This window comes from Rheinheimera texasensis (assembly GCF_964031785.1).
GTDB classification, from domain to species: Bacteria; Pseudomonadota; Gammaproteobacteria; order Enterobacterales; family Alteromonadaceae; genus Pararheinheimera; species Pararheinheimera texasensis_A.
On the sequence record NZ_CAXIRE010000014.1, the window covers coordinates 114,469 to 134,772 of the forward strand.

19 protein-coding genes are annotated in these 20,304 nt (G+C 50.5%); 14 read left to right on the plus strand and 5 right to left on the minus strand.

The window, feature by feature from the left end:
• The first annotated feature begins 11 nt into the window (after window positions 1–11).
• Window positions 12–1,097 (plus strand): heparan-alpha-glucosaminide N-acetyltransferase domain-containing protein, encoded by a 1,086-nt coding sequence (locus ABNT34_RS04260; protein WP_348729114.1) that lies wholly within the window; start codon window positions 12–14, stop codon window positions 1,095–1,097.
• On the opposite strand, the gene ABNT34_RS04265 is transcribed toward ABNT34_RS04260, so the two are convergent.
• From ABNT34_RS04265 to coaD, 3 genes are read right to left on the minus strand one after another with little or no spacing between them, the layout of a single operon-like run.
• On the minus strand, window positions 1,014–1,997 hold the full coding sequence (locus ABNT34_RS04265) for a hypothetical protein (RefSeq protein ID WP_348729116.1): 984 nt from the start codon (window positions 1,995–1,997) through the stop codon (window positions 1,014–1,016). The two genes, ABNT34_RS04260 and ABNT34_RS04265, sit on opposite strands and share 84 nt — an antisense overlap.
• Window positions 1,998–2,042: 45 nt before the next feature.
• On the minus strand, window positions 2,043–3,452 hold the full coding sequence (locus ABNT34_RS04270) for a capsule assembly Wzi family protein (RefSeq protein WP_348729118.1): 1,410 nt from the start codon (window positions 3,450–3,452) through the stop codon (window positions 2,043–2,045).
• Window positions 3,449–3,931 (minus strand): pantetheine-phosphate adenylyltransferase, encoded by a 483-nt coding sequence (coaD, locus tag ABNT34_RS04275; protein WP_348729120.1) that lies wholly within the window; start codon window positions 3,929–3,931, stop codon window positions 3,449–3,451. Before coaD ends, ABNT34_RS04270 begins: the two co-directional genes overlap by 4 nt.
• Window positions 3,932–4,058: 127 nt before the next feature.
• Here coaD and ABNT34_RS04280 point away from each other — a divergent pair, with 127 nt between their 5' ends.
• From ABNT34_RS04280 to ABNT34_RS04310, 7 genes are all read left to right on the plus strand, one after another.
• Window positions 4,059–4,721, plus strand: coding sequence for a TetR/AcrR family transcriptional regulator (locus tag ABNT34_RS04280; protein WP_348729122.1), 663 nt, complete (start codon window positions 4,059–4,061; stop codon window positions 4,719–4,721).
• A gap of 234 nt (window positions 4,722–4,955) precedes the next feature.
• A complete protein-coding gene (locus tag ABNT34_RS04285; RefSeq protein ID WP_348729124.1) occupies window positions 4,956–7,040 on the plus strand; it encodes a M13-type metalloendopeptidase in 2,085 nt (694 codons plus the stop codon).
• Between the two features lie 277 nt (window positions 7,041–7,317).
• The gene (gene acnB, locus ABNT34_RS04290) at window positions 7,318–9,915 is read left to right on the plus strand and encodes a bifunctional aconitate hydratase 2/2-methylisocitrate dehydratase (RefSeq protein ID WP_348729125.1); all 2,598 of its coding nucleotides are present in this window, start codon (window positions 7,318–7,320) and stop codon (window positions 9,913–9,915) included.
• Window positions 9,916–9,990: 75 nt separating this feature from the next.
• Window positions 9,991–10,359, plus strand: coding sequence for a YacL family protein (locus ABNT34_RS04295; RefSeq protein WP_348729127.1), 369 nt, complete (start codon window positions 9,991–9,993; stop codon window positions 10,357–10,359).
• 225 nt (window positions 10,360–10,584) lie between these two features.
• On the plus strand, window positions 10,585–10,923 hold the full coding sequence (glnK, locus tag ABNT34_RS04300) for a P-II family nitrogen regulator (protein WP_031566939.1): 339 nt from the start codon (window positions 10,585–10,587) through the stop codon (window positions 10,921–10,923).
• A 12-nt stretch (window positions 10,924–10,935) separates the two neighbouring features.
• Window positions 10,936–12,207, plus strand: a complete 1,272-nt coding sequence (locus ABNT34_RS04305) for an ammonium transporter (protein ID WP_348729129.1) — start codon at window positions 10,936–10,938, stop codon at window positions 12,205–12,207.
• A gap of 1,331 nt (window positions 12,208–13,538) precedes the next feature.
• A complete protein-coding gene (locus ABNT34_RS04310) occupies window positions 13,539–14,465 on the plus strand; it encodes a Dyp-type peroxidase (RefSeq protein WP_348729131.1) in 927 nt (308 codons plus the stop codon).
• A 10-nt stretch (window positions 14,466–14,475) separates the two neighbouring features.
• On the opposite strand, the gene argR is transcribed toward ABNT34_RS04310, so the two are convergent.
• On the minus strand, window positions 14,476–14,988 hold the full coding sequence (gene argR, locus ABNT34_RS04315) for a transcriptional regulator ArgR (RefSeq protein ID WP_348729133.1): 513 nt from the start codon (window positions 14,986–14,988) through the stop codon (window positions 14,476–14,478).
• Between the two features lie 211 nt (window positions 14,989–15,199).
• On the opposite strand from argR, the gene mdh reads away from it, so the two are divergent.
• The gene (mdh, locus tag ABNT34_RS04320) at window positions 15,200–16,138 is read left to right on the plus strand and encodes a malate dehydrogenase (protein WP_348729135.1); all 939 of its coding nucleotides are present in this window, start codon (window positions 15,200–15,202) and stop codon (window positions 16,136–16,138) included.
• A 64-nt stretch (window positions 16,139–16,202) separates the two neighbouring features.
• Here mdh and ispB read toward each other — a convergent pair whose 3' ends face one another.
• Complete coding sequence (gene ispB, locus ABNT34_RS04325; RefSeq protein ID WP_348729137.1) at window positions 16,203–17,174, minus strand: octaprenyl diphosphate synthase; 972 nt, start codon at window positions 17,172–17,174, stop codon at window positions 16,203–16,205.
• A gap of 210 nt (window positions 17,175–17,384) precedes the next feature.
• Between ispB and rplU the strand changes: the two genes are divergently transcribed.
• The 5 genes from rplU (at window position 17,385) to ABNT34_RS04350 (ending at window position 20,239) form a co-directional block, all read left to right on the plus strand.
• Complete coding sequence (rplU, locus tag ABNT34_RS04330) at window positions 17,385–17,693, plus strand: 50S ribosomal protein L21 (protein ID WP_031566951.1); 309 nt, start codon at window positions 17,385–17,387, stop codon at window positions 17,691–17,693.
• An 18-nt stretch (window positions 17,694–17,711) separates the two neighbouring features.
• Window positions 17,712–17,969 (plus strand): 50S ribosomal protein L27, encoded by a 258-nt coding sequence (gene rpmA, locus ABNT34_RS04335; RefSeq protein ID WP_031566953.1) that lies wholly within the window; start codon window positions 17,712–17,714, stop codon window positions 17,967–17,969.
• A 157-nt stretch (window positions 17,970–18,126) separates the two neighbouring features.
• Entirely contained in the window at window positions 18,127–19,284 is a 1,158-nt protein-coding gene (cgtA, locus tag ABNT34_RS04340; RefSeq protein ID WP_348729140.1) for an Obg family GTPase CgtA, read from the plus strand.
• Window positions 19,285–19,292: 8 nt separating this feature from the next.
• Complete coding sequence (gene folA, locus ABNT34_RS04345; protein ID WP_348729142.1) at window positions 19,293–19,784, plus strand: type 3 dihydrofolate reductase; 492 nt, start codon at window positions 19,293–19,295, stop codon at window positions 19,782–19,784.
• A gap of 77 nt (window positions 19,785–19,861) precedes the next feature.
• Entirely contained in the window at window positions 19,862–20,239 is a 378-nt protein-coding gene (locus ABNT34_RS04350; protein ID WP_348729144.1) for a DUF3718 domain-containing protein, read from the plus strand.
• Window positions 20,240–20,304 lie beyond the last annotated feature (65 nt).

Below are 20,304 nucleotides of genomic sequence, written 5' to 3' on the forward strand. Positions count from 1 at the left end.
GCACCATAACAATGCAAAATTCCGCACGTTTTTATGCACTGGACGTGCTGCGTGGCCTGGCCATCGCGCTGATGATTCTGGTCAATACACCGGGCAGCTGGTCGCATGTGTATAGCCCGTTGCTGCATGCCAGCTGGGATGGTTTTACCTTTGCCGACATCGTGTTTCCCGGCTTTTTATTTGTTGTCGGCGCCGCCATGGCGTTTTCGCTGAAAGACAGCCGGCTCAGTTCCGCAGTGGTGGCGAAAATTGCCAAACGCGCGTTGCTGATGTTTGGCTGCGGTTTGTTGCTGAATTTTCTCAGCCATCCGGATCTGGCAACTTTACGGATCCCTGGAGTGTTGCAGCGCATCGCGCTCTGTTACGCGCTGGCGGCATTGTTGGTGCTGAGTCTGCCCAAACGTGGGCTTTGGGCGGCAGTGTTGTTGCTACTCGGCGGTTATTTCGCTTTGCTGCAATTATCGCCGGCGCCGTTTTCGCTGGAACAAAATATTGTTCGCACGCTGGATCTGGCAGTCTTCGGCACTGCCCATGTTTATCAGGGCTTTGGGGTGGCGTTTGATCCGGAAGGATTACTCAGCACTTTGCCGGCCACCGTCAACGTGTTGCTTGGTTATTTAGTCGCGACCGGTCTTAAAGGCAAAGCGCCGCTGCAGGCGGTGCGGGATTTAGCGGCTTTTGGTGCTGTTTTAGTGCTGCTGGCTTTGGCCGGACATTGGCTGTGGCCGGTGAATAAAGCTTTGTGGTCCGGCACTTATGTCGCCTTAAGTAGTGGTTTATTGCTGTGGCTGCTGGCTGCGCTGGTATATCTGGTGGATATCCGCAAGGCAACCAAACTGACCGAGCCGCTTAGGATCTACGGCACCAATCCGCTGTTTATTTATATGCTGAGCTGGATGTTTTCGGTGGCAACTGGCCGATGGCTGAGCTGGAGCACTGCAGACGGCACTCAGTCAGTCGCCGGCTTGCTTTATACGGCATTGTCGTCGCTGCTGCCGCTGCAGGCGGCTTCCTTAGTGTTTGCGCTGCTGCACGTCGTGTTGTTCTGGGCGTTGTCGCTGTGGCTGTACCGCCGGCAAATTTTTATCAAGCTGTGATGCACTGAAGTCGGCCGGCACAAACCAATATCGCCGGTTAAGGAAGTCAGTATCCGGGCTCAGGCCCGGATTCTTGAGTTCCAGCCAATGCGGCATGCTGAATTGACTAAGCGGAAACACATGTGCAGTCAGCGGATGTTGCTGCATATGCGCCAGCAACTCGCCGTCGGCAATCATCATTTCTAAACCCTGCTCAATCCACTGCGCCAGCGCTGCATTTTGTTTGCCGGTAAAAAAATAGATGGCAAAAGGGTAGTGCAGCATCAGGTTGGGATGACGCACCAAATCAGGATACAACGCAGCGCGCTCGCGCAGTTCGGTCTGACCTTCATGTAAACCGCGCGGGAAATAATCACAGCGTCCAGCGTTCACTTGCTTAAACAGATTTTCATAGACCGGGGATGTCTGCACCTTTAAGCCGGCGTTTTGCAGGATTTTAGTATCCGGCCAGCTCAGTCCCTGGCAGGCGGTGAGTTTGTGTAGTTGCTGCAGGATACTAATTTTATTGAATTTATCTGTTTGATCCCGCCGAATCGTCAGCATCCGGAAGCCCATCAGACCGCGTTCGAGTGGGATACGGATGGCGCGCAGTTGTTGTTCTTTGTCGCGGTCCGTCCCCATCCAAAATAAATCGATGATCTGGCCTTTTTGCAGTTCACGCACAGCGCGGCCCTGTTCCATTTCGGCCACCGGCAGAATGTCGGGCAAAGGCCGGCCGGCTGCGGCTTTTTGCAAAGCTTTGCGCAGCAGCTCCACATAATATTGCTGGGAGACATCATGTTCAGAACGGGGTTTGGGGACGCGGATTTGGCTGATCACAGCAGTCTCTGTGGCAAAGACCGCCGCAGCAGGCATTGCCAGCAGATAACCAATCGCGACCCAAGCTAAGCAATTTTTCACCAAGATCCACGCTCCGTTGTCTCACGCTGCGCGGTGAGAAATCGCTTAGAACCGGTATTCCCAGGTACCGGCCGCACTGACTTGATGGTCCAGTTCCGGCCGCAGTGGTGACTGTTGTAAATAGCGTAATTGCAGACTGAGTAAACCGTCAAACAGACCGCGGCGATGTTCCAGTTTCAGTTGCCAACTGGAATCTGAGATGGCCGCCTGATGATAACGGGCCAGCGTCAGTTGGGCTGACCAGCTGATGCCACCTAAAGTCTGATAGTGCCAGGCGCTGCTCAGTACCTGCGCATCTGCGCCATAACCGCTACCGATAATACGGCCATAACGGCGATAGCCTTCCGGATACAAACTGCCCTGATAAGCGCAGTTACCGGCGTCTAACTGCTCGGCGCATGTAATGTAAGTGTCTGAATACTCAAGGTTCAGGGTATGAATACCGGTCGCTTCGCCAAAATAGCTGCGCACGCCCCAGAGTTGCAACAGCTCATCCGGTGTCCCGCTTTTGTTGTCGTCATCCGCCAGTTCGGTATAAAGCGTCAGTGGAAAACCGGCCAGTTGCAGATGCCAGGCGGCATCGACCGCAGCACGCTGGTCAGCCGGAATTTCGTCGCGTTGGTCGTAACTCACCAGGTCCCACAGTGTGCTGAAGCCATTGCTGCGACCTTCGCCACCCCACTGGATCACCCGGCTGGCGCCTAATTCCAGTGCTGGCACCGGACGCAGCGTCAACCTTCCGCCCCAATAACGGGTTTGTGGCACAACACTGTTATGTTGGCCGTAACCGAGGAAAGTGGTCGCCGACCAGGGCCCAAGCCAGCGTAGCCAGCTGCGCTCATCCGGCTGCCAGCCATGGCGGGTCAGCCGGATGCCGGGCAGTGGACGCGCGTTATTGCTCAGTAATAAACTGCTTTGTTGACCCGGTCCCCACCAGACGGACGTCTGGTCCAGCTGCAGCACCCAGTTGCCGCGGATTAGTGCCAGATAACTGCCATCCAGTGTGTTGTCCTGCTCAGTGCTGTTGTCATCCAGCACACGCCGATTGACCTGCAGCCGGCCTGCGACAGAATCAGTTTGTACTTCCTGATACAGGCTCAGGGCGGCATCTTCAAAATAGCTTTCGCCAAAGTGCTGGTGATTGGCCGTTGCACTGTTCGCTTTGAGTTTGAGCCCAGACTGGCGTTCACCGCGGTTGGCGTTGAGCGCAGTGCGAAGGTGCGCCACAGCAAACTGCAATTGCGGGCTTAACTTCGCACTATCGATGCGGTTTAAATCAATCGCGATATTTTTCCACATAATTGGATAGGTATTGACCGGGCCGGTCAATAAACCGGCCTGTGCCAGGCTTTGCAACGACTGGCGCAGATAATTGTCCTGTGTATCGATCCACGGCGTTGCAACTGACGAGAATGTGCACAAGGCGGCACAGACAGAGAACCACTTTAATTTCATCGGCCTAACTTCCGTTTTAACGCATCCAGCACCTGGGGGGCGACAAAAGGCGCGACGTCGCCACCATGGCGGGCCACTTCTTTGACTAAGGTTGAAGAGATAAACATATTTTTTTCTGACGGGGTCATAAACAGGCTGTCGAGATCGGGGTTCAACTGGCGGTTCATACTGGCCAGTTGAAATTCATATTCAAAATCGGCTACCGCACGTACGCCGCGGATCAGCACTTGCGCCTGATGGACGCGGGCAAAATCTGCCAACAAACCGGCAAAGCCAACCACCTGGACATTGGGTAAACCGGCGAACACCTGCCGGGCCAAATCCACCCGTTCTTCCAGGCTGAACATCGGCTGTTTGCTGGGATTGGCGGCGACCGCCAGAATCACTTCATCAAATAAGCGGGCAGCGCGGATCACCAGATCGGTGTGGCCATTGGTCAGTGGGTCAAAAGTACCGGGATAAATCGCTTTGGTTTTCATAGACTAACCTATGGTCGTTTTAGCTCTGATGCAAACGCATGCGGTCGGGCAGGCGGGGCTGGTAATTTTTTTCGATTTGACGTTACTATACCAAAATAATTCCTTTCACTATAAGCCCGTGCCGGTCATGGACAAGAAGTTGCGCACTAAAGATAAAATATTACAAGCCAGCATCGAGTTGTTTAACCAGCAAGGCGAGCGTCAAATCACCACCAATCATATTGCGGCGCACCTCGGCATCAGTCCGGGTAATCTGTATTACCATTTCCGCAATAAAGAGGACATTGTCCGGCAAATTTTCAAAGAATACGCCAAATTGCTGGAAAACCGCCTGCAGCCGCCAAGCCGGCATTCCGAAGCGCTGGATGCACTGGCGCAGTACCTGGATATTGTGTTTGAACTGATGTGGCGCTTTCACTTTTTCTACGCCAATCTGCCGGATATTTTAAGCCGTGACCCGCTGTTGCAGCAGGACTATTTGCTGGTGCAAAAAGGCGTGCAAAGTAAAGTGGTGTCGGTGCTGCAGGCGTTAAAAGCCGCCGAGGTGATTGAGATTGATGATAGCGATATCGCCAACTTCGCCCACACCATCAAACTGGTGGTGACTTTCTGGATTAGTTATCTGAAAACGCAGGCACCGCACGCCGCCATTGATCAGGCGCAGGCTTATCAGGGGGTATTAAAAATTCTGCTGTTGTTTAAACCTTATGCCACTGCACAGGCCTTACCGCGTATTGTTAACCTGCAACGCCATTACCAGCAGTTAGCTGGCCAGCCGGTGCTGAATTAATCGTTTGGAACACTTGCAGCAGGTTGTTGCACTGTAAAGATATTTTACAGATTCGGGTGTTCCTTGTTGCATTTCGTTACAACTTGCTGGCCTTCGGCATTGTCGCCTGCCGTGCGCCGCGTTACCATGGCAACAGAGTTCAGGCGCATCTGCAGCAGGCTGCAGCCGGATCCGCAACGAGATCAGCACGCCCAAGACTCAGGGTCTTATAAAAATCAACCAGGAATTATCCCGATGAAAAATATCTCTGTACTGGCGCTTAGTGTTGCACTGGCGCTTGGTCTGACCGGCTGTGAAAAAGCCGCCCAAGCTCCGGCACAAACGGCCGCTGAAACCGCACCAGTAGCCGCAGCACCGGCTAAAACCCTGGTGTCAGGTGTGGAACAGGAAAACTTTGACCCTGCGGTCAAACATAACGAAAACTTCTTCTACAGCGTCAATGGGACCTGGCTGAAGAACACCGAAATCCCGGCAGATAAATCGAACTACGGCTCTTTCACCAAACTGTATGACGATTCTCAGGTTGCGATGCGCACTATCATCGAGTCTGCAGCAGCGAAAAAAGACAAAGTTGCCGGCACTGACGAGCAGAAGCTGGGTGATTTCTACAATAGCTATATGGATGAAGCCGGCATCGAAGCCAAAGGTGTCACACCAATCAAAGCCGATTTAGACAAAATCGCGGCGATTAAAGATCACACTGAACTGGCCCGCGTCATGGGTGAAATGCAGCTGACCGGCACCAGCCTGCCATTTGGCTGGTATGTCAACAACGATGCCAAAGCTTCTACCCAAAACGCGGTGTATCTGGGCCAGAGCGGCCTGGGTTTACCGGACAAAGATTATTACTTCAATAAAGACGCGAAGTTCGAAACAATCCGTGCTGAATATCAGAAATATCTGGTGGATATGCTGACCTTAGCTGGTGTGGCAGAGCCTGCCAAAGCGGCCGAGCGCATTTACGCGCTGGAGCTGAAGATTGCTGAGAAGCACTGGAGCCGTGTGGAAAACCGCGACGCCGACAAAACTTACAACAAGTTCAGCAAAGCAGATTTAACCGCCAAACTGGGCGCTTTCCCGTGGGAAGAATATGCCAAAGTGGTGAAACTGGATGGCGTGGCTGACATCATCGTTGAACAGCCAAGTTATTTTGAAGCCTTTGGTGCTATCTACAAAGACACTGACTTGCAAACCTGGAAAGACTACCTGAGCATCCGTTTTGTCTCTGAGTATTCAGGCAAACTGAGCAAAGCCTTTGTTGACCGCCAGTTCGCTTTCTACGGCACTGTGTTGTCAGGTACCAAAGAGCAACAACCACGCTGGAAAAAAGCCGTCAACGCGTCTGACGAAGTGTTGGGTGAAATCGTTGGCAAACTGTACGTTGAGCAACATTTCAAACCAGAAGCCAAAGAACGCATGACAGTGCTGGTCGACAATCTGATCAAAGCCTATCACCAGAGCATTGACACACTGGAATGGATGACGCCGGAAACCAAAAAAGCCGCGCATGAAAAGCTGAACAAGTTCACACCAAAAATCGGTTATCCGGATAAATGGAAAGACTACAGCAGCCTGAGCATCAAAGGTGACGACCTGGTCGGCAACTACAAAGCAGCTGCGCAGTTCGCTTACACCAAGATGACCGAGAAACTGGGCAAGCCGGTTGACCGTTCTGAATGGTTTATGACACCACAAACTGTCAACGCCTACTACAACCCGGTGAACAACGAAATCGTGTTCCCGGCTGCGATTCTGCAACCACCGTTCTTTAACCTGGAAGCGGATGATGCGGTGAACTACGGTGGTATCGGCGCTGTGATCGGCCACGAATTAGGCCATGGTTTTGACGACCAGGGCGCGAAGTTTGACGGTGACGGTAACCTGCGCAACTGGTGGACCGACGCCGATAAAGCCGAGTTCGAAAAACGCGGCAAGCAGTTAGTGGCGCAGTACAACCAGTACTCCCCACTGGAAGGCATGCACGTCAACGGCGAGCTGACGTTAGGTGAAAACATTGGCGACCTCGGTGGTCTGACCGTAGCTCTGAAAGCTTATAAACTGTCGTTAGGCGGTGTCGATGCCCCAGTGATGGACGGCTTCACCGGTGAACAACGTTTCTTCCTGAGCTGGTCACAAGTGTGGCGTCGCAAAGGCCGTGAAGAGTACTTACGCAATATGCTGACCACAGATCCGCATTCACCAAGCGAATACCGCGTCATTGGTATCGTGTCGAACATTCCTGAGTTCTATGACGCATTTAACGTCAAACCAGGCGACAAGATGTACATCGCACCGGAAAACCGCGTTAAGATCTGGTAATAAAGCCGGTTAACACCGCTTAAAAAAATGGCCGCCTGTTGCGGCCATTTTTTATGCTTTTGCGGTGATAACGGTTTGACGCTGCAGCTGGACACAGAGAATTAAGCTGCGTTATTGTTTTAAACAAACACCATTCAGCAAACTTATAGCGACTATAAGCCATGCTGCTTATACTACGGTGTCAATTCCGGCCAAATTTTCTTATAATCCAGCCGTTTGATTTGCTGCCAACCCGCTGAATGGCAAGTGTTCAGCGGACCAACCTGAGGACATTACTGTGCTGCAACAATACCGTGAACACGTCGCTGAACGTGCGACCCAAGGCATTCCTCCAAAGCCGCTGACTGCGCAACAAGTGGCTGATTTAGTTCAATTATTAAAGAATCCTCCAGCCGGCGAAGAAGCATTCCTCGTCGACTTACTCGAAAACCGCATTCCACCGGGTGTTGATGAAGCGGCTTATGTCAAAGCCGGTTTCTTAACTGCAGTCGCCAAAGGCGAAGTCACCAGCCCGTTAGTGACGCCAGAACGTGCCACAGAACTGTTAGGTACTATGTTCGGCGGTTACAACATTCAGCCAATGATTGACCTGCTGGACAGCGACAAGTTAGGCGCTCTCGCCGCGAAAGGCCTGTCGCACACGCTGCTGATGTTTGATTCATTCCACGATGTGAAAGAAAAAGCTGACAAAGGCAATCAACACGCGAAAAACGTGCTGCAAAGCTGGGCCGATGCCGAGTGGTTCTTAAGTAAACCTGCTATCCCGGAAAAAATCACTGTGACTGTGTTTAAAGTCACTGGCGAAACCAACACCGACGACCTGTCGCCGGCACCTGATGCCTGGTCACGTCCGGATATTCCGCTGCACGCTTTAGCCATGCTGAAAAACGAACGTGATGGCATTGTGCCGGACGTTCCAGGCTCAAAAGGCCCGGTCAAACAAATCGAAGCGCTGATTGCCAAAGGTTTCCCACTGGCGTACGTCGGTGACGTGGTCGGTACTGGCTCAAGCCGTAAATCTGCGACTAACTCTGTGCTGTGGTTTATGGGCGACGACATGCCGTTTGTACCAAACAAACGCACTGGCGGTGTTTGTTTAGGTGGCAAAATCGCACCAATTTTCTTCAACACCATGGAAGATTCAGGTTCGCTGCCAATCGAGCTGGATGTCAACAGCATGGCGATGGGCGATGTCATTGATATTTTCCCACATCAGGGCGTCGTGAAACGTCACGGCACTGATGAAGTGATTTCTACTTTTGAGCTGCGTTCTAACGTGCTGTTAGACGAAGTGCGCGCTGGTGGCCGTATTCCACTGATCATCGGCCGTGGTCTGACTGACAAAGCGCGTGAAGCGCTGGGTCTGCCGCATTCAACAGTATTTGAGCGTCCGGCTGTGACTGCAGTCACTAATAAAGGCTTCACGCTGGCGCAAAAATTGGTCGGTAAAGCTTGTGGCGTCAAAGGGATCCGCCCTGGCCAATACTGTGAGCCAAAAATGACGACTGTTGGTTCACAAGACACCACAGGTCCTATGACACGCGATGAGTTAAAAGACTTAGCCTGTTTAGGTTTCTCGGCCGATTTAGTGATGCAGTCTTTCTGTCACACGGCGGCGTATCCGAAACCAGTAGACGTGAATACTCACCACACGCTGCCGGATTTCATCATGAACCGCGGCGGTATTTCACTGCGTCCGGGTGACGGCGTGATCCACAGCTGGTTAAACCGCATGTTGTTACCAGACACAGTCGGCACTGGTGGTGACTCACACACCCGTTTCCCACTGGGTATTTCGTTCCCGGCCGGTTCTGGCCTGGTGGCATTCGCGGCTGCTACCGGCGTAATGCCGCTGGATATGCCGGAGTCTGTGTTAGTGCGCTTTAAAGGCGAAATGCAGCCAGGTATCACCTTACGTGATTTGGTCCATGCCATCCCTTACTACGCCATTCAGCAAGGCCTGCTGACGGTGGAGAAAAAAGGCAAGGTCAACATTTTCTCAGGCCGCGTGCTGGAAATCGAAGGTCTGGAGCATTTAACTGCGGAACAGGCGTTTGAACTGTCTGACGCTTCTGCTGAGCGTTCAGCGGCTGGTTGTACTATCACGTTGTCGGAAGATTCAGTGCGTGAGTACCTGCAATCGAACATCGTGATGCTGAAGTGGATGATTAGCGAAGGGTACGGCGATGTCCGCACTATCGAGCGCCGGATCAACGCGATGGAAGCCTGGTTGGCCAATCCGAAACTGGAACGCGCGGATGCGGATGCTGAATATGCAGCTGTCATTGAAATTGATCTGGCGGATGTGAAAGAACCAATCCTGTGTGCGCCAAATGACCCGGACGACGCCCGTCTGTTGTCAGCAGTTGCCGGTGAGAAGATTGACGAAGTCTTTATCGGTTCTTGTATGACTAACATCGGTCACTTCCGTGCTGCCGGTAAACTGCTCGACAAGTTCAAAGGCCAGATCCCAACTCGTCTGTGGATTGCACCACCGACTAAAATGGATAAAGACCAGCTGACCGAAGAAGGTTACTACGGTATCTACGGCCGTGTTGGTGCGCGTATCGAGATCCCGGGTTGTTCACTTTGTATGGGTAACCAGGCCCGGGTTGGCGACAACACCACAGTGGTGTCGACTTCAACCCGCAACTTCCCGAACCGCTTAGGTCAGGGCGCCAATGTTTACCTGGCCTCTGCTGAACTGGCCGGCGTGGCGTCTATCATTGGCCGCCTGCCGTCAGTTGCTGAGTATCTGGAGTATGCGAAACAGATCGAAACAACGGCTGCGGACACTTACCGCTACCTGAACTTCCATCAGATGAGCCAGTACACCAGCAAAGCCTCGAACGTGATTATCCAGCAAGCTGTGTAATCAATCAGTCAGGCCACAAAAGCCCGCAGCTGCGGGCTTTTGTTTTTTCAGTGGCAAGCCATGGGGGGAGTAGGGATGGAGCACGATTTTATTTATCTGCCGGATAGCCGGCGGTATTTATTAAAACTGGCGCCGGAGCAACATGCGCTGCAGTGTTTTTTGCTGGAGGAGTTTGAGCTGCGGGCCAGCAGTTATCAGCCGTTACTGGATAAACTGCAGACGCTGGGTTTGTATGATGAATATCAGTTTGCTGGCCGTGAATATTCGCTGCAGGTCGAGCGCATGGAAGTGCGGGTCTTTCATCATAGCTGCGGTCAGCACTATGCCGATGATCAGTTTCTCGAAACGGAGCTCAGCACCGATGATGCGGCATTACACTGTGAATGTGGTTTGGAAGATTTGATTCGCCTATTGCAGGCTTGGCAACAGTTCCTGCCTGCTTGAACGGCTAGTCCAGACACTTTCTGGTGCATTTTCAACTGCACCGACAGCGGGAAGATGCGCACCAAAATGGTGCGTTTTTTTTGTCCAGCTTTTATGGTTTTAGCATAACTGTTTGTATTTAAACAAATAAAAAACTTGGCACACGACTTTCTTATCCAATTGGCAACAGCAACAAGTTGCCCTGGCCGATTTGCGCCGGCCGGGGGATCAATGAGGATAAAAACTATGAAACTCGTAACTGCCATCATCAAGCCATTTAAGCTTGACGATGTTCGTGAAGCGATTGCGGACATTGGAATAGAAGGCCTGACCGTGACGGAAGTCAAAGGGTTTGGGCGGCAAAAAGGCCACACCGAGCTGTATCGTGGCGCTGAATATCAGGTGGATTTCCTGCCCAAAGTGAAACTGGAAATTGCGACGCTGGATGAAAATGTCGACCGTCTGTTACAGGCGATCCAGCAGGCTGCCCACACCGGTCGGATCGGTGACGGCAAAATTTTCGTTTATGACCTTGAGCAAGTGGTCCGGATCCGGACCGGTGAAACTGACGCAGAAGCGATCTAGCAGGAGTCCATCATGCAAGAACAGATTTATCATTTACAGTTTGCCATGGACACCTTTTATTTCCTGGTGTGCGGCGCCTTAGTCATGTGGATGGCGGCAGGCTTCGCCATGTTAGAGTCGGGTTTGGTCCGGGCGAAAAACACCACTGAAATTCTGACGAAAAACTTTGTGTTATATGCCATCGCCTGTTTGATGTACTTGATTTGCGGTTACCAATTCATGTACGGCGGCGGTTTCTTCTTATCTGGCATTGAAGCATTAAACGTCGATGAAACACTGGCCAGCATTGCCAGCCGTGAAAATGGCTTTACTGGTAAAGCGGCTTACTCAAAAGCAGCGGATTTCTTCTTCCAGGTGGTGTTTGTGGCCACGGCGATGTCGATTGTGTCTGGTGCTGTCGCTGAACGAATGAAACTGTGGGCTTTCTTTGCCTTTGCAGTGGTGATGTGTGGTTTCCTCTATCCAATGGAGGGCTCATGGACCTGGGGCGGTCAACCGGTATTTGGTCTTTACACACTGGCTGATTTTGGTTTCTCGGATTTTGCCGGCTCAGGCATTGTGCATCTGGCTGGCGGCGCCGCTGCCTTAGCGGGTGTGTTGCTGCTGGGGGCCCGCAAAGGTAAATATACCAAAGATGGTAAAGCGCACGCCTTCCCAGGTTCAAATATGCCGCTGGCGACGCTGGGTACCTTGATTCTGTGGATGGGCTGGTTTGGCTTTAACGGCGGCTCTATGTTGAAACTGGCAGATATTGGCAATGCACACGGCGTCGCCATGGTGTTTGTCAACACAAACGCAGCAGCTGTTGGTGGTGCTTTATCTGCTCTGGCGGTATCAATGGCGCTATTCCGTAAAGCGGACTTAACAATGGTACTTAACGGTGCACTGGCAGGCTTGGTCGCTATCACGGCAGAACCTTCAACACCAACGCCACTGCAAGCCACGATTTTTGGTGCTGTAGCGGGTGTGCTGGTCGTCGCCGCCATAATCGGTTTCGACAAAATCAAAATTGATGACCCGGTTGGTGCGATCTCTGTGCACGGTGTGGTCGGTTTCTTTGGTCTGATGATTGTGCCACTGACTAAAGACAGCGCGTCTTTCCTGGGTCAGTTCATCGGTGCCGCAACGATTTTTGTCTGGATTTTTGTTTGCAGTCTGATTGTCTGGGGTGTGCTTAAAGCCACTATGGGCATCCGCGTCAGCGAACAGGAAGAATATGAGGGTGTGGACCGTTCTGAGTGTGGGATTGAAGCCTATCCGGAATTTGTGTCGACCCTAAAGTAAGCAGCCTGAGGAGAGCCGGTGGGGCTTCTCAGGAGCGAGTGTCCCGCCCGGCAGTGCCTGTTGTGACTGCCGAAGCGGGAAACTGAACCCTTACCACCAAATCGTCTATCCTTGTCCTTTGTCTTCTAAGACGACCCCACCGGTACTTGCCTGTGGGGTTTTTTATTATGTGCGGACGAAAACTAATCTATCAGTAACGTTTTCGTCTGAAAAGTAGGCAAGGTGACGATTTAGAATATTTCATCTGTTTGACCTCACCTGTGCGCTGTGAATTGTCATGATGTGCTGGTGCTGGTGCTGGTGCTGGTGCTGGTGCTGCTATGCAATAGGTGGTGCGGCGCATTTTCAAAACGTGCTGCAGTAGGGGGTATTCTCGGTGTATACAACCTCGCTTGATTGGAACTCAGTCGTTGTCTGCGGCGCTCATGGCAAATTGTGCGATGCTTTTGAACTGAGCAAGTCTCCAAAAAACAGGAAAGCCGCATCCTTTTGGGATGCGGCTACCGTAATGCTTTGTCAAATTCCATTTCAAACCCAAAGGGTTGTCTTCCCTGCCTCCCTAAGGAGATTCACGCGCTGTGAAGGTTTTAACATCCATGCTCATAAAACGCTGCCAGTGCAGTGTCCTACTTCAAGCCAATCCTGGCTTTCCTATCCATACTGGTATCATCCTGATACCGCAGCTACATCCTGTAGCGTCCTCTGTCCTTGTTGGTATCATCCTGATACCGCTGCTACATCCTGTAGCGTCCTCTGTCCCTGTTGGTATCATCCTGATACCGCTGCTACATCTTGTAGCGTCCTCTGTCCCTGTTGGTATCATCCTGATACCGCAGCTACGTCCTGTAGCGTCCTTCTTGGTGTGATTCAGTCCCTGAACTACACCTGCTCGTCCTGAGCAACTACTCCTTTGGCTGACTTCCTGTCAACACGGCCGTTCCCGGCATCCTCGTCCCTGGAGATTCCTTCCTGAAATCTCAGCTCATCCTGAGCCTGTCCCTGACAATCCGACTGATACACCATCCTTGATGCTTGACTGCCTGTCGCTGTAATGTCGTCACTGACTGTAAAATCATTATGCCTGCGAAATGTCCGCACATTGTCGATGTAAGCCAAAGATGTGGAGATGAACTACATTGGTTTGTCGAACAAATATAATTAAAGTTTATATAAAACAAATGCATACGCTAAATTTAGAAGTTCATCTCTGCGAAAAATAGCGAAATGACTCACTTAAATGTGAGATATATCTCACACGAACGTCGCAGATTTGGCGCAGCCGGATTTTTTCGTTAGCATGTCTGCATTTTTACAGTACTGATTGCAGCATTATGGCAAGAGAACAAGTAGGTGTGTGCGCAGAACCGAATCTGCACGGTTTGCTATTGCTGATGAATGCATTAGACGGTCATGAAAGCGCTGTGAGACGTGTACTCGGCGACATCCCCGGGCTGATACACAAACTGGCGGAACAATTTTCGGAAGCCAATTTGAATGCGGTTGTGGCCATCGGGCCAGGCTATTGGCATTCGTTGTACCCGCATGTGCGTCCGGCTGAATTTGAACCGTTTTCACCACTTTCCGTTGATGACCTGGCGATGCCTGCCATTCCTTATGATGTATTGCTGAAGATCCGTGCTGATCGCTACGATGTGCTGCATCTGGCGATTCAGCAATGTTATCAGTTGTTGATGCCGCACCTGGAGCTGGTAGAGCAGACTCATTGCTTCCGTTTTATGGACGGTCGTGATCTCACCGGTTTTATTGACCAGCCTCTGCCACCGCGCGGACGAAAAAAACGGGAATTAGCATTAATCAATGAAACGCAACAACCGGAACTCGCACAGGGAAGTTATCTGTTTTATCAGCGTTACCGGCTGGATTTAAATCGCTGGCAACAACTGACCCAATCTCAGCAGGAAGCGATTATCGGGCAGCGAAAGCTGGATGGTCAGCAGTTACCGACCGCTCAACTGCATGAACATAGCCATGCAGTGAAGGCTGCTGTAGTGGATGCTTTCGGGCAATATTACCCTTTAGTATTTCAGAACATGCCGTATGGTCAGTTGAAATCACAGGGGTTAGTGATTCTGGCGTGTTCGGCAGATCCGTCGGCCTATCTGGCATGGCTCAGTCGCCGGCTTGGGGATTCGGCGGGTCAGAATTATGATTTGTTGCTGGACTATGTGCAGGCCGACAGTGGTGCAGCTTTTTTTGCGCCATCTGTCAGTTTTCTGGAGGATTGTGCGGCGATCTAGCGTGAATTACTTAAACTTTTTCGAATAATTCAGTGACTTTCTTCAGGGTGAAATTAATATTTTTCACGCTGGTAGGCGCAATAAAAATGGTGTCATCCCCGGCAATAGTGCCGAGAACACCCTCTGCTTTACCGACTGAATCCAGCAGGCGGGCAATTAATTGTGCGGCACCTGGGCTGGTGCGGATAATAATCATCACGTCATTGTGTTCAATATCCAGTACCAGCTGACGCAGCGGGCTTTTTGTCGTCGGGACACCCAGTTCCGGCGGCAGACAATACACCATCTCTTGTCGGGCGTTACGGGTGCGGACCGCGCCAAACTTACTGAGCATGCGGGAGACTTTCGACTGGCTGACGTTGTCAAAGCCTTCGGACTTTAGCGCGTCCACGATATCACTTTGTGAGCCGAATCGTTCTTCTTTCAGCAGCGCCTTGAATGCCTGGATCAGCGCTTCCTGTTTAGTTTGTTTGGTCATATGCACCGGATTATCGCGTAATTTAAGTCGAAAAAATTCGTACAACAGAGCATACCATAACAAATCATGCTGCCGGGTCCAGAGAATTATTTTTGCTATCTGTGAATGTTGCAGTCATATCTCTGCGACGTTTTGAAGAATAGTTAAATTGATTAAATAATGTGCTGCTACTTTGGTATAAGTCATTTGTAATTTGCGTCGTATTTCAGTATTGTTGGCGCGTTTTTTTCGGTGAACCGTTAATTGGGAGAGAAGCATGAAAGTTGCCGTTTTAGGTGCTGCTGGTGGTATTGGTCAGGCCTTATCATTATTACTGAAGTTAAATCTGCCAGCTGGTACTGATTTAGCTTTATACGACCTGGCTCCGGTCACGCCAGGTGTTGCTGTAGACTTAAGCCATATCCCAACCGCGGTAAAAGTAACGGGTTATGGTAAAGATGATTTACATACCGCATTAGCTGGTGCTGATGTTGTGATGATCCCGGCAGGCATGCCACGTAAACCAGGCATGGACCGCTCAGACCTGTTTAATATCAACGCTGGTGTTGTGAAAACATTAGCGGAAGCTATTGTTCAGCAGTGTCCAAAAGCATTAGTTGGTATCATTACCAACCCGGTAAATACTACAGTTGCCATTGCTGCTGAAGTATTCAAAAAAGCCGGCACCTATGATGCAAAACGTTTGTTCGGTGTGACGACACTGGACGTCATCCGTGCAGAAACGTTCATCGCTGAATTAAAAGGTAAAAACCCGGCTGAGCTGATTGTTCCGGTGATCGGCGGTCACAGCGGTACTACTATTCTGCCGTTATTGTCACAAGTGAAAGACGTGACATTTACTGACGAAGAAGTTACCTCTTTGACTTACCGCATCCAAAATGCTGGTACCGAAGTTGTTGAAGCAAAAGCCGGTGGCGGGTCCGCAACATTATCTATGGGCCAGGCAGCAGCGCGTTTCTGCGTATCTTTAATCAAGGGTCTGCAAGGCGAGTCTGTGACTGAATATGCCTATGTTGAAGGCAAAGGTGAACACGCCCGTTTCTTCGCTCAGCCAATTGTGCTGGGTAAAAATGGCGTCGAAGCTCTGTTAGATATCGGTACTTTAAGTGCTTATGAACAGAAAGCCATGAACGATATGCTGCCAACTTTAAAAGCAGATATCGTGCTGGGCGAAGAGTTCGTTAATAAAGCTTAATTTATCGTAATGAATAAAAAGCCAGCAGAAGCTGGCTTTTTAGTTTTTAAAATCGGTGTGTTGATTAGTGAGAGCGTTCGACGGCGATATCTGCCAGCGTTAACAGCGCTTCTTTGTAAGGGCTATCGGCCAAAAAGGCGATAGACTGCTTGGCAAGCTCCGCTTCCTGTTCGGCCAGCCTTCTGGTGTAACCAAAGGCGTCAGTGTCATGCATAGCGGTCATAATAGCGTCAAAGTGCTGTAGACCATTACTTTCCAGTATTGCCTCGCGGATCAGTGCTTGCTGGGCTGCTGTGCCATGTTTTAGCGCGTGAATAAGCGGAAGTGTTGGTTTCCCTTCAGCCAAATCGTCGCCGATATTTTTACCTAAATCTGCAACGTCAGCCTGATAATCAAGCACATCGTCAATTAACTGAAAAGCTGTACCTAAGTGAAGGCCATACTGGCGCATAGCTTCCGTCGTGATCGGGTCTTTGTCAGAGAGCACTGCAGCAAGTTCGGTGGCTGCTTCAAACAAACGAGCGGTTTTACAGTAAATTACCTGCATGTAGCTTTGTTCAGTGGTGTCAGGGTCATTCACGTTCATCAGCTGCAGAACTTCGCCTTCAGCGATGACGTTGGTGGCATCCGCGAGAATCTGCATGACACGCATGCGCTCTAACGAGACCATCAACTGAAAAGCTCTGGTATACAAAAAGTCGCCAACCAGCACACTGGCCTGGTTACCAAAAACTGCATTTGCAGTTTCTTTTCCGCGGCGCAGCATGGATTCATCAACAACATCGTCATGCAGCAAAGTGGCTGTGTGGATAAATTCGATAATGGTGGCCAGAGTGACATGCTGACTTCCCTGATATCCCAGTGCCCGAGCTGCAAGGACTGCCAACAGCGGGCGCAATCGCTTACCACCACTATTAACAATATAGATGCCCAACTGGTTGATCAGAGCAACGTCAGAATTCAGCTGAGAAAAAATATGTTCATTCACAGCGGCCATATCTTGTTGGCTTAACAAGCGGATTTCATCGAGCGTCATGCGGGTTCAGTTAATTCAGCAAACCGGAGTGGCTGGATTCTACAACAACAACGAAAGTGGCAAAACTAAAAACTCGATCCTTTTGCTGCACGATGATCTTTTTAATATTTGTGCTTGCGGGGGTAGGGGAAATTGCGTACAATTCGCGCCCTGTGAATCTAATTAACACGCCCCCTCAGCGGCAGGCGTGATCTGTACGGAGTTCTAACTATGTACGCGGTTTTCCAAAGTGGTGGTAAACAGCACCGTGTGACTGAAGGTCAAACCCTTCGTCTAGAAAAACTGGACTTAGAGATGGGTGCAAAGGTTGAGTTTGCTGCCCTGATGATTGTAAACGGCGACGATGTCAAAATCGGTACTCCAGTCGTTGAAGGCAGTAAAGTTACTGCGGAAGTGGTCGCACATGACCGTGGCGATAAAGTTAAAATCGTCAAATTCCGTCGTCGTAAGCACTACCGTAAACAAGCTGGCCATCGTCAGTGGTTTACTGAAGTGAAAATTACTGGCATCAGCGCTTAATTTCAGGAGTAACGACTCATGGCAAGTAAAAAAGGTGTAGGTAGTACACGTAACGGTCGTGATTCAGAAGCGAAACGCTTAGGTGTTAAGCGTTTTGGCGGTGAATCAGTCCTGGCTGGTAACATCATCGTGCGTCAACGTGGTACCAAGTTCCATGCTGGCACCAACGTGGGTATCGGTAAAGATCACACGCTGTTTGCTTTAACTGACGGTAAAGTTCAGTTTGAAGTGAAAGGCGAACACAGCCGTAAATTCGTTAGCATCGTTAGCGAATAATTGCTGGATTCTTCGAAGAAACCCCGCGCCAAGCGGGGTTTTTTTTTGCTTATCAATGAAATGAAGCAGCATACTTTTGAAACATCGACCTTTGTTTTCGCAGTACAGCGAGCATGGGTTTATAATGTTCGCAATGATTAAAGCAGGATAGGTCGAAATGAAATTTGTTGATGAAGCGTTGATCCGGGTCGAAGCCGGCGACGGTGGGAACGGGATCATCAGTTTCCGTCGCGAAAAATTTGTGGCTAAAGGTGGTCCAAATGGTGGTGACGGTGGCGACGGTGGCGACGTTTACCTGATTGCGGATAGTAACCTGAATACGCTCGTTGATTATCAGTTTGAAAAACTCCACATCGCACAACGCGGTCAGAACGGTATGAGTACTAACTGTACCGGTAAACGCGGTGATGACTTAGTGTTACGTGTTCCGGTAGGGACTCGTGCGATTGACGTCGATACCAATGAGGTATTAGGCGATCTGACGAAAAATGGCCTGAAACTGATGGTTGCCAAAGGTGGCTGGCATGGTTTGGGCAACGCCCGTTTCTCTAGTAGCACCAACCGGACTCCCCGGAAAAAAACTAACGGCACCCCTGGCGAAGTACGCAACTTGCGACTCGAGCTTTTACTGCTTGCTGACGTCGGCATGTTAGGTCTGCCAAACGCAGGGAAATCGACTTTTATCCGTGCGGTTTCGTCTGCGAAACCCAAAGTCGCCGATTACCCATTCACTACTTTAGTGCCGAATCTTGGTGTTGTGCGTACAGAAAGCAGCAAGTCTTTTGTGATCGCCGATATCCCTGGTTTAATTGAAGGTGCAGCGGAAGGTGCTGGCCTTGGTATCCAGTTCCTGAAGCATCTGGAACGCTGCGGGTTGTTATTACATATGATCGATGTGCTGCCTGCTGACGGTTCAGACCCTGCAGAGAATGCACAGGTCATCATTCACGAGTTAGGTAAGTACAGCGACAAATTAGCCAATAAACCACGTTGGCTGGTATTTAATAAAATTGACCTGGTGCTTGAAGACGAACTGGATGTTATTAAACAAAATGTGATTGATGCGATTGGTTGGGAAGGGCCGGTATATCAGGTTTCTGCAGCATCCAGAACGCATACAGATGCATTATGCCGCGATATTCAGGCATATCTGGATCAACTGCCGAAGGAAGCGCCAAAAGAACAGTTACTCGACCCTGTGCAGTTCAAGTGGGATGACTACCATGCGGACGCGATGAGTCTGGCTGATGATTTGGATGATGATGACGACTTCGACGATGATGATTATGAAGTTGAAGTGATTTACCGCCGCTGAGGTTCGTGATGATTCTGAGTCTGATTGCGGCAATGGCTGAAGACCGTGTGATTGGCTTGAATAATCAGATGCCGTGGCATATGCCAGCGGATCTGGCGCATTTTAAGCAAATCACACTGGGTAAACCGGTAGTGATGGGACGCAAAACTTTCGATTCCATCGGCAGATTGTTACCTGGACGGCGCAATATCGTGATCAGCCGGCAGCCAAAGCCAGCCGGATTTGGCGCTGATTGGGTGCAGAGTGTCGATGCCGCATTGGATTTATTGCAGGCCGAATCTGAAGTGATGATTATAGGCGGGGCTGAGTTGTACAGGCAGCTGCTGCCTGTTGCTGACCGGCTCTACTTAACCGAATTTGATTTGAAAGTGCAGGGTGATGCCTGGTTTCCAGATTACCGTCAGGTGGGCGTCTGGCGGGTCAGCTCACTGCAGGAACATCCGGCAGATGCAAAGAATCCGGTGAACTATCGTTTCTTGCAACTGGAACGGGAACGCTGAAATTTCCAGCGTTGCGTATCATCTAACATGTTGCTACTATTAATTTTGTTTTGCTAATTCAGCCTCAGGGGTTGCCTATGAAATTAATAAACGCCACGTTGTGCCTGTCGTTGGTCGCCGGATTATTGGTTGTTGCACCTGCAGCTCAGGCTGAGGAGCAGCTGGCAGCTTCAATGTGCGATTATGTCAAAGCAGATGATAAAAACCGTTTCCGCAAGTTATTGTCTGACAACCGTTTACGTTTGAGAAATATTTACGATGGTGTGTTATGTGACGGTCTGTCATTAATTCGCTTCGCTGTGAAAAGTAATGCTGCCGGCGCAGGGGAGTTTATTATCAAGCAGCTGCCTGCAGCACAAATTACCGCGTCAGGTGATATTGCCTGGGCCGAATCTAATCACGCGGGGTCTGGCTTGATTGCCGTGCTAAAAGCCCGGGCTGGTGGCGGTGAGTAACAGCCTAGATGCCCAAAAGCCGTGCAATGCACGGCTTTTTTGTTTCTGACGTTTATACCGCAACT